The sequence below is a fragment of the Gordonia sp. YY1 genome, from assembly GCF_009872315.1.
In the GTDB taxonomy this organism is placed as follows: Bacteria; Actinomycetota; Actinomycetes; order Mycobacteriales; family Mycobacteriaceae; genus Gordonia; species Gordonia amicalis.
Genome location: NZ_WXYI01000008.1, coordinates 37,353 through 51,521, shown reverse-complemented (window position 1 = coordinate 51,521; position 14,169 = coordinate 37,353). Strand labels below are relative to the sequence as shown.

Genomic DNA, 14,169 nt, shown 5'->3' with positions numbered 1-14,169 from the left:
CGGTGGGGGTGAACGCCCCCACCGAATCCGCCGCCGACTCGACGCGCGTCGCGATCCAGCGTCGCACCGTCGTCCTGCTGTGCCTGGTTCAGGTGCTGGGCGGCGTCTCGATGGGCGGTGCCCTGGCGCTGGGCGCGATTCTCGGTGAGGAGCTGTCCGGGACCGAATCGCTGGCCGGGTTGCCGGCCACGGTGTTGACACTCGGCGCGGCAGCAGCCGGGCTACCGCTCGCGGCGCTGGCGTCGGCGCGCGGTCGGCGACCCGCGCTCGCCACCGGGCTGATAGTCGCTGCCACCGGCGCGCTGATCGTGGCCTTCGCTGGGGACCGCGGCTGGTTCCTGCTGATGCTCGCGGGGATGATCGCGCTCGGATCGGGGACGGAAGTCAGCCTTCAGGCCCGGTTCGCGGCGACGGACCTGGCCGCGCCGGAGACACGGGGTCGCGACCTGTCGCTCGTGGTCTGGATGACGATGGTCGGCGCCGTCGTCGGTCCCGCGCTGGTTCCGCTCGGGGCGCCGGTCGCGGGTTGGGTCGGGATGGCGGACATGGCGGGGCCGTTCCTGTTGGGCGCCGTCGGGTGCCTGTGTGCGGCAGCCGTGCTCCTCGTCGGTCTGCGGCCCGACCCGCTCGTGGAAGCGAATCGTGGAGTTTCCGAATCGACATCGAGACCATCTCTGGCGGAGGGGCTTTCGGCGATCATGCAATCACCCGCCGCCCGAGCGGCGTTGGCGGCGGTCGTCTCGGTGCATGCAGTGATGGTCGGGGTCATGGTGCTGACGCCCGTTCACCTGCACCACGGCGGCGTGTCGGTGACGCTTGTCGGACTCTCGATCAGCGCCCACATCGCCGGGATGTTCGCGCTCTCACCGCTGATGGGCATCCTCGCCGACCGCGCTGGAAGAGTGCCGGTCATCCTCACCGGTCAGGCCGTTCTCGTCGTCAGTTGCATCGTCGGGTTCGTGTTCGTCGACTCCCAGGCCGGACTCGTCGCCGCACTGGTCCTACTCGGCATCGGGTGGTCGGCGTCCACGGTCGCGGCGTCGACCCTGCTGACCGACGCCGTAGAGGTCATCAGACATGCTGCGGCACAGGGTGTCTCGGACACCTCGATGAGTCTCGCCGGAGCCGGGGCGGGTGCGCTGGCCGGGGTCGTGGTGGGTGCGTTCGGATACGCCACCCTCGTACTCGGTGCCGGGACGATCGCGGTGGTCACCGCCGTGTACGTGGTGGTCGACGGTGCGCGCGGGCGCCGGCAGGCCGCGATGGCCTACAGTCCGATCATCGGCCTTGCAGGGGAGGGATCAGCGTGTCACAGCAACTCGTCGGACGAACGGGTGTCGTGACACTGGCGATCCCCGGGGGAGAGACTCTCGGCGAGATCGAACTGCCTTTCGGCGGAGGGACAGAGCGGTTCCTGGCGCGCGCCACGGAACCGCTCACGAGACACCCCGGTGCTGGTGATCGCCGAACTGCCCGGCCGGGTCGTCGACGTCGAACGCTGGACAACGCTCCCCGGGCTCTGACCTGCATCGCCGGTGCATGTGAATGGATGATCGGCGCCGGCAGCGAGATGAGGCAGTATGTGCTGCAACGATGCGATGATTTGCGATCGGCAACCTTGATGTGACGACACGAAACAATGCAAGACGCACCTGACGCGAGGAGAAGAGCATGCTCGGTTACTACGTCCCGGAACCCGACGAGGCGATGCTCATCTCGGGTGCGAAGGCCCATGAGGGCGACGCACCGTTCGTCGTGATCGTCGGCCACGGCAAATGGGTGATGCCCTTCTTCCGCAAGGTCCGGTTCCTGTCGATGGCATTGCACGAGGCCTCGATCCGTGAGGTCTGCGTGACCACGCAGGGCATCCAGCTCAACGTCCGCGCAGTGATCGCGCACAAGGTCGGCAACGACGTCGTGTCGATCGTCAACGCCGGCCAGCGATTCATCTCCGAGCAGGAGAACGAGATGAATCAGCTGACCGGACAGATCTTCTCCGGCCATCTCCGATCGATCGTCGGTTCCATGACGGTGGAGCAGATCATCCGCGAACGCGACACCCTCGCCCGGCAGGTGCTCGAGGCCTCGAAGAGGGAGATGGGATCGATCGGCCTGGTGGTCGACTCGTTCCAGATCCAGTCGATCGACGACATGGACTCCGGCTACATCAACGCGCTTGCCGCACCGAACATCGCGAAGGTGCAGCGCGAGGCCGCTGTGGAACGTGCTCGGGCCGACCAGGAATCGGCGAAGGCGCAGCAGGAGTCCCTGCGCAACCAGGCCGACTACGAGCGGGAGACCGCGATCAAGCGCGCGGCCATCAAGGCCGAGACCGACAAGGCCAACGCCGAGGCCGCCCAGGCCGGCCCGCTCGCCCAGGCGAGGGTCAACCAGGAAGTCATCCGCGAGCAGTCGGTGCTGGCGCAGGCGCAGGCCGAACTGCGTGAGCAGGAACTGATCTCGGAGGTCGTGAAGCCGGCCGAGGCCGAGGCGCGTCGCCGCGCGATCATCGCCGAGGCCGAGGCCGAGGCGAAGGCCGTGGAGATCCAGTCGGCCGCCGCCGCGCAGCACAACCGGATCGCGCTCGACCAGCAGCTCATCGAGGCGCTGCCGACCCTCGTGGGTGAAGTCGCCAAGGGGCTCAGCACCGCCAACCTCACGGTGTACAACGGCGCCGAGGGCGTCAACGAGATCATGACCGGCGTCATCACCCAGGGCGCCGCGCTCCTGCGCAGTCTGCAGGATCAGGTCGCGCCGACCGTGCTCGACGAGGCGTCGGACCAGTCCGTGAACGGCACCCCGGTCAGTGGGGTCTGAGGAACAGATGACCTTCTCCGAACAGCCCCTCCGTGACCACGCCGTACCGCCGAGCTGGCACAGCCGATTCGCCTTCTTCGACGCCTACGGCCCGCCGGCGGATCCGCCGTCCCGAGAGGCGATGAAACACTTGCCCTTCGGGCAACGGGTGCGCATCACCTTCAATCCACTGGCGTTCTTCTTCGGGCCGATCTACTTCGCGGTTAAGGGCATGTGGCGCAAAGGCCTGATGCTGTTCGGGCTGACGCTGGTCTTCAATGCGCTGCTCCTGGCCCTGAACGTCCCGAGCAGCTTCGACATGGCCATCGCGTGTGGTGTCGGTGCGCTGTACGCGACGACCGCGAACTACGCGTGGTACCTGCATGTCCGGAATGACAACCGTTCGTGGAACATCTTCGAGGGCACGACTCGCAGCAAGGGCTGAGTCGGGATCGGCTCACGGTGGCCGGATGGCCGAGCCGGGTGACCGGGGCCGTCGTCAGTCGATAGGCTCGGACACCATGAGCACCCCGAACGATGACGCCGCCGTCCACCCCGCCTACGGGGTGCTCCGAGAGGTAACCCCCTTCGCGTCGGTCCTGCTGTGCGACAACTCCGGGATGATGGAGCTCGACGGGACCAACACCTACGTGTTGCGCGCACCGGGCAGTGACGAGTGCGTCGTCGTCGATCCCGGTCCACCGAAGTACAAGCACCATGCCCGACGTCTTGCGGAGCTCCCCGTCGCGCTCACCCTGATCACGCACCGGCACTTCGACCACACCGGCGGTGTGGCCCGTCTGCACAAGCGGACGGGTGCACCCGTGCGCGCCCGTCTGGAGAAGTTCTGCCGGAATGCCGATCCCCTGCGCGACCGCGAGGTCATCGAGGTCGCCGGCCTGCGGATCACGGTGCTGCACACGCCCGGACACACCGGGGACTCGGTGAGTTTCCTCGTCGAGCACGAGGACCGGCGTGCGGTGCTCACCGGCGACACCATCCTGGGCAGCGGCACGACCGTGCTCGACCCAAGCGACGGCGGGCTGCGGGACTATCTCAACTCGCTGAACCGGCTCATCGTCGAAGGTGAAGGCGCGGCGCTGCTTCCGGCACATGGCCCCGACCATCCGGATCTCGTGCCGGTCGCCCGGTTCTACAAGACTCATCGCGAGGAGCGGATCGATCAGATCGTCGCCGCCCTCGACGCCATGGGCGTCTCTCCGCACGAGGCCAAGCCGATGAAGGTCGTGCGCCGCGTCTACTCCGACGTCGACAAGAAGCTGTGGCCGGCGGCGCGGATGTCGGTGAAGGCGCAGCTGGAGTACCTGCGCGAGGCCTGAGGCCGAAAGCAAGAGCCGCTCGCTCCCGAAGGAACGAGCGGCTCTTGTGGTTCGTCAGCGTGCGCGACGCGCCAGGCGCTCGGAGTCGGCGATCAGGACGCTCTTGCCCTCGAGGCGCAGCCAGCCGCGCTGGGCGAAGTCGGCGAGTGCCTTGTTCACGGTCTCGCGCGAGGCGCCGACCAGCTGGGCGATCTCTTCCTGGGTCAGGTCATGGGTGACGCGCAGGGCGCCGCCCTCCTGGGTGCCGAAACGCTGCGCGAGCTGCAGGAGCTGCTTCGCGACGCGACCGGGCACGTCGGTGAAGATCAGGTCGGCGAGGTTGTTGTTGGTGCGGCGCAGACGACGGGCCAGCACGCGGAGCAGCTGCTCGGCGATCTCGGGACGATCCTTGATCCACGCGCGCAGGGCGTCACGGTCCATCGACACCGCGCGGACCTCGGTCACCGTCGTCGCCGACGAGGTACGGGGGCCCGGGTCGAAGATGGAGAGCTCACCGAACATGTCCGACGGTCCCATGATCGTCAGCAGGTTCTCTCGGCCGTCGGGTGAACGTCGGCCGACCTTCACCTTGCCGGACATGATGATGTAGAGCCGGTCACCGGGCTCGCCTTCATGGAAGATCACGTGTCCACGAGGGAAATCCACGGGCTGAAGCTGCTTGGTCAGCGCCGCGACGGCAGAGGGCTCGACGCCCTGAAATATGCCTGCCCGCGCCAGTACTTCTTCCACCTAGGGAACCTTTCTCGAAATCTTTGCTACAGCCACGTTGTGAGATCGCGCCCTTGGATACGCTACCCCGCGCACGAGCATATGTGTTGAATGGGTCACTGACGGTGCAATGAGTGTGTGTCTGACCGACGAGATGCCCGGGTTCGGCGATCAGCGGCCGCGATCGGCCGGAGAACACCGCAAAGGACGCGTCCGGGCGGACCGGACGGCGAGTGGGGGGCGGTGGATCAGCTGGCTCGCTTTGGCGAGGCGGCGTGATCGGCGGTCGCCGGTTCGTGGCCGGGGAAGCGGTGGGGCCGAAGTTCGTGGAGTGCGGCGGGTGCGGGATCGCGAGGCGGCTTACCGGCGTTCTGGGACCCCGTGCGGTCGATGAATTCGTCGACGTCGTCGTTGGAGACGGACACGCGGTCGATCCGGGCCTGCACCTTGTCCATGCCCATGGCGAAGAGCATGAGTACCGCCGGGAACAGCAGTGCTGCGAGACCATGCATGGGGACAAGTAAACACAATCGGCCGCGCAGAATCCTCATCGGATGGGACGACGTCACTGACTTGTTACCTGACCGTAGGTTGTGTCCCTCATCCCGGCCCGTCGAGCCACGTAGCTCACACCGGCGCCGTGATGAGGTCCCTGACCTGGGGTGATGCTGCCGGACCCACGGTTCGGCGCGACCGTCGTGGGCCGTGATGAGCGGAGTTCGCCCAGCACATCGCTAACCTGAATCACGTGAGCGCACGGAAGGCTGCGTCGGTGGGTCAGGCCCCGGCACGCAAGCAGGAGACCCCCCTCGGGTTGGTCCGACGCGCGCGACGGATGAACCGCACCCTCAAGATCGCGTTTCCGCACGTCTACTGCGAACTCGACTTCACCAACCCACTCGAGCTGTCGGTGGCCACGATCCTGTCGGCGCAGTGCACCGACGTGCGGGTCAACCAGACCACCCCGGCGCTGTTCGCGAAGTACCGCACCGCCCGCGACTACGCCGAGGCCGACCGCACCGAACTCGAGGAGATGATCCGCTCCACCGGCTTCTACCGGAACAAGGCGAATGCGATCATCGGACTCGGCCAGGCCCTCGTCGAGCGCTACGACGGCGAGGTCCCCAACAACCTGAAGGACCTGGTGTCGCTACCCGGCTTCGGCCGCAAGACGGCCAACGTCGTCCTGGGCAATGCGTTCGGGATCCCCGGCATCACCGTCGACACGCACTTCGGTCGACTCGTCCGGCGCTGGCAGTGGACCGAGGAAGAGGACCCGGTGAAGGTCGAGCACGCCGTCGGCGAGCTGATCGAGCGCAGGGAGTGGACCGACCTGTCACACCGCGTGATCTTCCACGGCCGTCGTGTGTGCCATGCCCGCAAACCGGCCTGTGGCGTGTGCATCCTCGCCAAGGACTGCCCCGCGGTGGGCACGGGTCCGATGGACAAGGCCGAGGCCGCCGCGCTGGTCAAGGGTCCGGAGACCGACCACCTGCTCCGACTGGCGGGACTCGCCGCGCCGTGAACGACAACACCCCCGCACCGGCGACTCCTCAGCCCGCCGATTCCTCTCCGAGCCTCATGCCACCGGCCTCCCGCTTCCCGGCCGCAGCGCGCTGGACCCTCGTCTTCGTCATCGTGATGGTCGCGCTCATCGTCGCGATCTGGCCCCGCGGTGAGGCCCCGTCGCCGACCACCGGCGCACCGCCGTCGGTCAGCGGTGTCCGGCCCTTGGACGCGCCGGTCGACGAGGCGCGCGTGGCGAAGGCACGCACCGACGCGGCGCTCGCCGACTGCCCGGTCACCGGACTGCCGGAGAGCCCGGGTTCGGTCCTGGCCGGGATCGTCGAACCGTGTCTGGGGACCGGCGCGCCGTACGACATCGGCGCAGCCACCGCGGGCAAGCCCCTCGTCATCAACGTGTGGGCGCAATGGTGCGGACCCTGCAAGACCGAGTTGCCCTACTTCGAGGAATTCGCGGCCCGCGCCGGCGACCGCGTCACGGTGCTGGCACTCCATGCCAAGGAGGGCGGGACCAACCCGTTCTTCCCGCTGACACTGCTCACCGAGATCGGAGTTCGCTTGCCGTCCGTGCTCGATCCCGACGGCCGGGTGGCCGCCGCCATCACCGCGCCGCGAGTCTTCCCGTCGACCGTCTTCCTGCGTCCCGACGGCTCGATCGCCAAGGTGTATCCCGGGGTGTTCGACAGTCCGCAGGAGATCGCCGACGCGGTCGAGGAGTACCTGGACGTGACGGTATGAACGATCACCCGCACGTCGGCCCGCTCGTCCATCACGACGAGATCCCGCCGTGGTTGCATCCGCTGACCAGCGACGTCGCCGCCGTCTCCGAGAGCGTCAACAATCGTGGTGGGGACCGCACGCGATGGGCCCAGTTGTTCATCCGTGATCGTCGCGCGGCTGCGGTCCTCGTGCTGTTCTCCGGTTCCTGGGAGGCCGCCGACGACCATCCCGGCGGCGTTCCGGCCGACGCCGAGGTGCTGCTGACCGAACGCGCGTCGACGCTTCGTCAGCACAGCGGGCAGGTCGCGTTCCCCGGTGGTGCCGCCGATCCGGGTGACGACTTCCCGGTCGGCACCGCACTGCGCGAGGCCCGCGAGGAGACGGGACTCGATGCATCGGGCGTGCACATCCTGGCCAGCCTGCCGACCTTTCCGGTTCCACCGTCGGGCTTCGACGTGGTGCCGGTCATCGGCTGGTGGCACGAGCCGAGTGAGGTCCGCGTCGTCGACCCGGGCGAGACCGCCCGCGTCGACCGCATCAACCTGCGTGAGCTCCTCGCACCCGAGAACCGCTTCCAGGTGCGTCGCTCGGTGATGGGTGGTCGCCTCTATCAGGGGCCGGCCTTCTTCGTCGACGGTCTGCTGGTCTGGGGTTTCACCGGCGGACTCATCGCGGCCATCAGCGAGGCATCCGGGTGGGACAGGCCCTGGGACAAGAACGACATCCGGCCGCTCGACGAGATGATCGAACGCGCCGGCAACCGTCAGGAATCGGGATTCAGCGCCGTCCATCCGCGCGGGATGGTCGACCCGGACACCCATGGCGAACCGGGTGCGGGCTGATGACGGGCTCCACCTGGGTCGATGTCATCGTCATCGTCATCGCGCTCCTCGCGGCGATCAGCGGTTACCGATCCGGTGCCGTCGCCTCAGCGCTGGCGTTCATCGGCGTTGCGCTGGGTGCGGTGGCCGGGTTGTTGCTGGCCCCACATCTGATCGAGCGGTTCGACGACCTGCAGGTTCGTGTACTCGTCGGGATCCTCGTCCTCGTCGTGCTGGTGGTCATCGGTGAGGTGGCCGGCACGGTGCTGGGTCGCGCCGCACGTGGCGGCATCCGGTCGCCTGGGCTGCGGGCCATCGACAGCGGCGTCGGTTCGATACTCCAGGTGGTGGCCGTTCTCCTCGCGGCGGGATTGCTCGCGATCCCCTTGCGCGGTTCCGCCGACCCGGCGATCGCCGGCGCGGTGCGCGACTCCAAGATCCTGACCGGCGTCGAGGTGCTGTCGCCGCAGTGGGTCAACGATCTGCCCGGCGATTTCAAGGCCCTCCTCGACAGTTCGGGGCTGCCCAAGTTCCCGTTCGTGAGCTCGCCGTCGACCAACGTCGACCCTCCTGACCCGGCACTGGCCGGCCTACCTGTGGTCCGCCAGGCAAGGCCGAGCGTCGTCAAGATCGAAGGTGTCGCACCCAGTTGCCGTCAGGCCCTCGAGGGCAGCGGCTTCGTCGTCTCACCCGAGCGTGTGATGACCAATGCCCACGTCGTGGCCGGGACCGAGCGTCTGGAGGTGGAGACCTCGACCGGGGCCCGGTTGCCCGCGAAGGCCGTCCTCTTCGACAGCGACAACGACATCGCCGTCCTCGATGTCCCGGGCCTGCGGGCCCCCGCCCTGAAGTTCGCCTCACGGCCCGCATCGACCGGCGACGACGCCATCGCGCTCGGCTTCCCGGAGGCCGGCCCGTTCTACATCAGTCCGCTGCGGGTGCGGTCGGCGTTCATGCACACCGGTGACGACATCTACCGGACCGGCCAGGTCACGCGTGAGGTCTATGCGGTCCGCGGTTCGATCCGGCAGGGCAATTCCGGTGGGCCGTTGCTGAACTCAGACGGTGAGGTGCTCGGCGTCGTGTTCGGTGCGGCGGAGAACGCGGCCGACGAGACCGGCTTCGTGCTCACCGCCCGTCAGGTGCGTGCCGACTTCGACGAATCCGAGCGGCGAAGCGATCGGGTGAGTACCAAGAGGTGCGTGCTGGCCTGATCCGCCGGGCTTTCTTCGCGGCGACGTCGTTGGTCGCTTCCGGTTTCGTACGGAGGAAGTCGAGGATCGCCTCGGTCACCGCCGCGGGCTGTTCCTGGTGCACGAAGTGTCCGCTGCCCTCGAGCTGCCGGTAGGTCTGGTGCGCCGCCCACCGATGGCCGTCGGCCATGGCGTCGTTCAGTATGTACGGGTCGTCGCGGCCGCGTAGCGCGAGTACCGGCAGATGCAGCCGCTGGTCCATGAGCTCCATGAAACGCATTCCGTCGGGCCGGAACTGGGAGCGGAACGCCCAGCGCCGGTACTCCAGACTGCAATGCGCGACATACGGGATCAGCATCGCCGACCGGTTCAGTTCGACCGTCTGCGCGTAGTCGGGTTCGGCGCGCCAGGCCGGCGACGACCGCTTTGCGAAGTAGTCGGCGATGAACGCCGCGTCGTCCCGCGTGACCTGCCGCTCACCGAGGCGCGGGATCTGGTTGCGCAGGAAGGGCTTCAGGAATTGTGATCGCTGTGCCCGGTCACGTAGCGCGCGCCGGCGCAGTGCCCGCGGGTGAGGCGAGGCGAGGACGACGATCCGGTCGACGACGCGGGGATGCAGGGTCGCTGTCGCCCAGCAGACCAGGCCGCCGTCGGAGTGCCCGATAAGGGTCGCACTGGTGTGTCCGAGAGCTCGGACGAGACCGTTGGTGTCGCCGGCCAGGGTCCAGCCGTCGTAGCCGCGCGGTGGCTTGTCGGTGTCGCCATAGCCGCGCAGGTCGACTGCGACGGCCCGGAAGCCGGCCGCGCCGAGTGCTCTCAGCTGATGTCGCCAGCTCCACCAGAACTCGCCGAAGCCGTGCAGCAGCAGTATGAGCGGCCGGTCGCCGGTGGGGAGCCCAGCCGGTTCGACTGCGTGGAACCGGACACCGTTGGCGCGGACGTCGAGGTGCTCCCAGTCGCCGGGCAGACGAACGCTCGAGGGGTCAGGTGCCTCGCTCAATGCTCAGCCCTCGCGGGCGGGAGGAATCCTCGGATGCGCCGGGGCCTGCGAATGGTCGGAGCCGCGGTTGGGCAGCACGGAGGAAAGCTCGTTGACGGACTCCATCGTCTTCTTCGGGCCACGGACCTTCTTGAAGAAGATGTACCCGACGAGGGTTGCGACGCAGGTGACCACGACCAGGATCAGGAAGACGATGAGGAACGCCAGCCAGCGCCACACGAACTCGTCGAGCAGTTCGGCCAGGAAGAAAAAGAAGAAGAAGCTGGAGTACAGCGCCATCACGCCGGCGACGATCAGCAGACCCGTTCCCGCGCCCGCCTTCTTGGCCTCACCGACGAGTTCCGCCTTGGCCAGGGCGACTTCGGACCGGAACAGCGTCGAGACACTCGCGGTGGCGTCCTTGACCAGGCTCCCGATACTCGGCTCACCGTTCGGGCCGGCGTTCGCATCGGACAGTGGGATCGAGGGGACGGAGTCCCGGGGGATCGACGGGACGGAGTCCCGGCCCGCTTCGGGCAGGCCGTGCTCGTTGGGGCTCACAGAATCCTCCGTTGTTCGGCTGATGCCATATGTTGCCATGCGTGGGCTCACGAGGTGGCGGCCCACCCGGCGAGGCGTCGATGAAGTGGCCCGGAACGCGCGATGCGCCACCGGTGAGGCGTTCACCGGTGGCGCATCGACGCTGTCCGTTCCCTCCGGGAGCGAGCGTCTCGAAGGATCAGGCCCTCTTCGCCCGGATCGCCTCGAAGACCGCAGGATCGACGAGCGTCGAGGTGTCGCCGAGCTCGCGGCCCTCGGCGACGTCCTTGAGCAGGCGCCGCATGATCTTGCCCGACCGCGTCTTGGGCAGCTCCGGCACGACGTTGATCTCGCGCGGCTTGGCGATCGGGGAGATCTCCACCGACACCTGCTGGCGCAGTTCGGCGATCAGCTCGTCGCCGGTGTTCTCGACGCCCTCCCGGAGGATGACGAAGGCGACGATGCCCTGACCGGTGGTCTCGTCGGCGGCGCCGATGACCGCGGCCTCCGCCACGCCGGAGTGGCCGACGAGGGCCGACTCGACCTCTGCGGTCGAGATGCGGTGGCCGGACACGTTCATCACGTCGTCCACGCGGCCGAGGACCCAGAGGGCGTGGTCCTCGTCGTAGCGGGCACCGTCACCGGCGAAGTACCAGCCCTGCTCGGCGAATCGGGACCAGTAGGTCTCGCGGAAACGCTCCTCGTCGCCCCAGATGCCGCGCAGCATCGACGGCCACGGCTGATCGAGGACGAGGTAACCCTGTTCGCCTGCACTGACGGGCTTGCCCGCGTCGTCGACGATGTTCGCGCTGATGCCGGGCAGCGGTTTCATCGCCGAGCCGGGCTTGGTCTCGGTCACACCGGGCAGCGGCGAGATCATGATCGCGCCGGTCTCGGTCTGCCACCAGGTGTCGACGATCGGTGCCTTGCCGCCCCCGATGACCTCGCGGAACCACTTCCACGCCTCGGGATTGATCGGCTCGCCGACGCTACCGAGGAGGCGGATCGACGACAGATCGTGGGCTTCGGGGATCTGCTGGCCCCACTTCATGAACGTGCGGATCAGGGTCGGGGCGATGTAGTAGATGGTGACGCCGTACTTCTCGATGATCTCGAAGTGGCGGTGCTCGTTGGGGGAGTTGGGGGTGCCCTCGTAGACGACCTCGGTGGCGCCGTTGGAGAGCGGGCCGTAGACGAGGTACGAGTGGCCGGTCACCCAGCCGATGTCGGCGCCACACCAGAAGACGTCCCGGCTTTCCTTGTGGTCGAAGACGTAGTGGAAGGTGTAGCTGACCTGGGTCAGGTAGCCGCCGGAGGAGTGGACGATGCCCTTGGGCTTGCCGGTGGTGCCCGAGGTGTAGAGCAGGAACAGCGGATGCTCGGAGTCGAACGCCTCCGGCTCGTGGACGTCGGACTGCTGCTCGACGGTGTCCTCCCACCACACGTCGCGGCCCTCGACCCAGTTCAGGTCGGGGTCGTGGTCCGTGCGACGGACGACGAGGACCTTCTCGACCGACTTCGCGGCGTCGACGCCGGTGCCCAGCGCCTCGTCGACATGGGTCTTGAGGGGAGCGGGCTCGCCGCGGCGGTACTGGCCGTCGGTGGTGATGACGAGCTTGGCTTCGGCGTCGTCGACGCGGGAGCGCAACGCGCCCGACGAGAAGCCGGCGAACACCACCGAGTGGGTGAGTCCGAGACGCGCGCACGCGAGCATCGAGACCAGGGCCTCGGGGACCATCGGCATGTAGATGGCGACGCGGTCGCCGGCCTCCAGGCCGATCGAGGCGAAGTAGTTCGCGGCCTTGCTGACCTCGGCCAGCAGCTGGCTGTAGGTGAGGTCGCGGGTGTCGCCGGGTTCGCCGACCCAGTGGATGGCGACACGATCGCCCTTGCCTGCGGCGACGTGCCGGTCAACGCAGTTGACCGAGACGTTGAGCTTGCCGCCGACGAACCACTTGGCGAACGGGGCGTTCGACCAGTCGAGGGTGTCGGTGAAGTCGGTGGCCCAATCGAGACGGCGTGCCTGTTCCGCCCAGAACTCGAGTCGGTCGGCGTCTGCACGGGCGTAGATCTCGGCGGAGGCATTGGCCTGCGCGGCGAACTCCTCGGACGGCGGGTACGCCTGGACGGTGGTGGAAGACATCGGTGAAATGAGCCTTTCGCTTCTCGACGGCGGGTCAACCCACAGTAAAAGGTGACCCGGCGGGATGACGGATCGCTGGTGTGAGCGTAGTCACGTCACGTTGCAACCGGGTACCGGTGCTCCGCCGAGCGTGATCGATTCGCGATGAGCGGCGGCTCCGCCGCGATGAGCGGTCGCCGTGATTGTGCAGAAGCGTCGGTGTGGCCCGTGAGGACCGCCCACGGGAATGGGTTAGGACAATTGTCCGAAACCGTCACTAACAATAGGCGCGCTGATGGTTCGGCGCGGCCACTCGATGTGGTTTCGGTTTTGTCGGTCGGTTGAACCACTTCCGTCGCGGGCCGAGCGTCATGGCCTCGGGACTCCGGAACCGGGTCCCGGGAACAGGCGATGTGTTCGCGCAACTATCGTCGGGGCGTGACCAACGATCCTCTGGCTCCGCTACTGGACCTTCCTGGTGTGGCCGATGCGGCCGACCGGGCGCGTGACGCGTTGTCCGCGGTCCACCGGCACCCCGCCAACCTGCGTGGATGGGACAAGACGGCCACCGAGGCGTCGTGGCGCGCCGGTCGTTCGTCGGCCGCGATCGACGGGGGAAGTGTCGAACTCCGACGCGACGGGGACTTCGACGATCCGATTCTCGCCGGCGCGATGCGTGTGTCCCAGGCGCTCGACGGGGAATCCCTCGAGATCCTGACCGGCGTGGTCCGACGCGCCCCTGCTCAGGCGCTTGCGCGGCTACACACTCTGGCGGCGGCTGACCTGGTCGAGGATCCCGATCAGCTCGGCCGACCGCGCGCTGAGACGGATGTTGCAGAACGTCTCGACCTGTTGGGGCAGTTGATAACCGGTGCGACATCTGTGCCGGCGCCGGTGCTCACCGCGGTGGTGCACGGCGAGCTTCTCGGGCTCGAGCCGTTCCCCACGGCCAACGGCGTGGTCGCACGTGCCGCGTCGAGGCTGGTCGGTGCGGCGACCGGACTCGACCCCCACTGTCTGGGCGTCCCGGAGGTCACCTGGTTCAAGCGGGTGGCGGAGTATCGGTCGCTGTCCGCGGCGTTCGCCTCAGGCAGTCCGGACGGACTGCGGGACTGGCTCGTGTTCTGCTGCGAGGCGCTCGAAGCCGGTGCGGCGGAGGCGAAGTCGATTGCAGATGCGGCCCGGGCGGGGTAATCCGTTCCGATCCCGGACAGCACTGCGGGCGGCCTCCCTGTCGTTACCGACGAGGTTGCCGCCCGCGTAGCACGGACTCAAGTTACCAAGCGTGCTTGGTGGGTTGTGGTCACCGCCTCGGCGAGGGAACGCGAGTCAGGCCGCCCGAACCGTCCACGTGCTGCCATCTCAGGGCCGTTCTCCCCGGGCTGTCTACCGTCGGGGGAAAGCTGTGGCGCATCAAGTGTGGCGA

Annotated in this window: 14 protein-coding genes and 1 pseudogene; 10 read left to right on the top strand and 5 right to left on the bottom strand. The window is 67.9% G+C overall.

Features of this window, described 5'->3' with window-relative positions:
* Positions 1-2: 2 nt before the first annotated feature.
* From BPODLACK_RS12495 to BPODLACK_RS12480, 5 genes and pseudogenes are all read left to right on the top strand, one after another.
* The gene (locus tag BPODLACK_RS12495) at positions 3-1,343 is read left to right on the top strand and encodes an MFS transporter (protein WP_096272871.1); all 1,341 of its coding nucleotides are present in this window, start codon (positions 3-5) and stop codon (positions 1,341-1,343) included.
* Positions 1,307-1,523, top strand: a pseudogene (locus BPODLACK_RS23575) (hypothetical protein). The gene BPODLACK_RS12495 and the pseudogene BPODLACK_RS23575 overlap by 37 nt, the downstream one beginning before the upstream one ends.
* A 148-nt stretch (positions 1,524-1,671) precedes the next feature.
* The gene (locus tag BPODLACK_RS12490) at positions 1,672-2,817 is read left to right on the top strand and encodes an SPFH domain-containing protein (RefSeq protein ID WP_159405415.1); all 1,146 of its coding nucleotides are present in this window, start codon (positions 1,672-1,674) and stop codon (positions 2,815-2,817) included.
* A gap of 7 nt (positions 2,818-2,824) precedes the next feature.
* Positions 2,825-3,241, top strand: a complete 417-nt coding sequence (locus BPODLACK_RS12485) for a DUF2628 domain-containing protein (protein ID WP_006435095.1) — start codon at positions 2,825-2,827, stop codon at positions 3,239-3,241.
* Positions 3,242-3,317: 76 nt separating this feature from the next.
* A complete protein-coding gene (locus tag BPODLACK_RS12480; protein ID WP_006435094.1) occupies positions 3,318-4,136 on the top strand; it encodes an MBL fold metallo-hydrolase in 819 nt (272 codons plus the stop codon).
* A gap of 54 nt (positions 4,137-4,190) precedes the next feature.
* Here the strand turns inward: BPODLACK_RS12480 and BPODLACK_RS12475 are convergent, their stop codons facing one another.
* Both BPODLACK_RS12475 and BPODLACK_RS12470 read right to left on the bottom strand, forming a co-directional pair.
* Positions 4,191-4,865, bottom strand: a complete 675-nt coding sequence (locus BPODLACK_RS12475; protein WP_005194565.1) for a Crp/Fnr family transcriptional regulator — start codon at positions 4,863-4,865, stop codon at positions 4,191-4,193.
* Positions 4,866-5,092: 227 nt separating this feature from the next.
* Positions 5,093-5,356, bottom strand: coding sequence for a hypothetical protein (locus BPODLACK_RS12470; RefSeq protein ID WP_096272875.1), 264 nt, complete (start codon positions 5,354-5,356; stop codon positions 5,093-5,095).
* A 236-nt stretch (positions 5,357-5,592) separates the two neighbouring features.
* On the opposite strand from BPODLACK_RS12470, the gene nth reads away from it, so the two are divergent.
* Genes nth through BPODLACK_RS12450 form a run of 4 tightly spaced genes read left to right on the top strand, consistent with a single transcriptional unit; the run spans position 5,593 to position 9,123 of the window.
* Positions 5,593-6,369, top strand: coding sequence for an endonuclease III (gene nth / locus BPODLACK_RS12465; RefSeq protein ID WP_191834673.1), 777 nt, complete (start codon positions 5,593-5,595; stop codon positions 6,367-6,369).
* Entirely contained in the window at positions 6,366-7,106 is a 741-nt protein-coding gene (locus tag BPODLACK_RS12460) for a TlpA family protein disulfide reductase (RefSeq protein WP_096272880.1), read from the top strand. Before nth ends, BPODLACK_RS12460 begins: the two co-directional genes overlap by 4 nt.
* Entirely contained in the window at positions 7,103-7,930 is an 828-nt protein-coding gene (locus tag BPODLACK_RS12455) for an NUDIX hydrolase (protein WP_096272882.1), read from the top strand. The genes BPODLACK_RS12460 and BPODLACK_RS12455 overlap by 4 nt, the downstream gene beginning before the upstream one ends.
* The gene (locus BPODLACK_RS12450; protein WP_096272883.1) at positions 7,930-9,123 is read left to right on the top strand and encodes a MarP family serine protease; all 1,194 of its coding nucleotides are present in this window, start codon (positions 7,930-7,932) and stop codon (positions 9,121-9,123) included. Before BPODLACK_RS12455 ends, BPODLACK_RS12450 begins: the two co-directional genes overlap by 1 nt.
* On the opposite strand, the gene BPODLACK_RS12445 is transcribed toward BPODLACK_RS12450, so the two are convergent.
* The 3 genes from BPODLACK_RS12445 to acs all read right to left on the bottom strand — a co-directional run bounded on the left by BPODLACK_RS12445 (position 9,038) and on the right by acs (position 12,764).
* The gene (locus tag BPODLACK_RS12445) at positions 9,038-10,102 is read right to left on the bottom strand and encodes an alpha/beta fold hydrolase (protein WP_159405414.1); all 1,065 of its coding nucleotides are present in this window, start codon (positions 10,100-10,102) and stop codon (positions 9,038-9,040) included. The genes BPODLACK_RS12450 and BPODLACK_RS12445 overlap by 86 nt on opposite strands.
* A gap of 3 nt (positions 10,103-10,105) precedes the next feature.
* Positions 10,106-10,642, bottom strand: coding sequence for a phage holin family protein (locus BPODLACK_RS12440; protein WP_006435087.1), 537 nt, complete (start codon positions 10,640-10,642; stop codon positions 10,106-10,108).
* Between the two features lie 178 nt (positions 10,643-10,820).
* Positions 10,821-12,764 (bottom strand): acetate--CoA ligase, encoded by a 1,944-nt coding sequence (gene acs, locus BPODLACK_RS12435; RefSeq protein WP_006435086.1) that lies wholly within the window; start codon positions 12,762-12,764, stop codon positions 10,821-10,823.
* A 417-nt stretch (positions 12,765-13,181) separates the two neighbouring features.
* On the opposite strand from acs, the gene BPODLACK_RS12430 reads away from it, so the two are divergent.
* Positions 13,182-13,937: a hypothetical protein gene (locus BPODLACK_RS12430; protein WP_006435085.1), complete on the top strand. Its 756-nt coding sequence runs from the start codon at positions 13,182-13,184 to the stop codon at positions 13,935-13,937.
* Positions 13,938-14,169: the final 232 nt, after the last annotated feature.

Coding starts and splice junctions, on each gene's coding strand:
- BPODLACK_RS12490 (WP_159405415.1), top strand. CDS start 1,672: ATGCTCGGTTACTACGTCCCGGAACCCGACGAGGCGATGCTCATCTCG.
- BPODLACK_RS12485 (WP_006435095.1), top strand. CDS start 2,825: ATGACCTTCTCCGAACAGCCCCTCCGTGACCACGCCGTACCGCCGAGC.
- BPODLACK_RS12480 (WP_006435094.1), top strand. CDS start 3,318: ATGAGCACCCCGAACGATGACGCCGCCGTCCACCCCGCCTACGGGGTG.
- BPODLACK_RS12470 (WP_096272875.1), bottom strand. CDS start 5,356: ATGCATGGTCTCGCAGCACTGCTGTTCCCGGCGGTACTCATGCTCTTC.
- BPODLACK_RS12455 (WP_096272882.1), top strand. CDS start 7,103: ATGAACGATCACCCGCACGTCGGCCCGCTCGTCCATCACGACGAGATC.
- BPODLACK_RS12450 (WP_096272883.1), top strand. CDS start 7,930: ATGACGGGCTCCACCTGGGTCGATGTCATCGTCATCGTCATCGCGCTC.
- acs (WP_006435086.1), bottom strand. CDS start 12,764: ATGTCTTCCACCACCGTCCAGGCGTACCCGCCGTCCGAGGAGTTCGCC.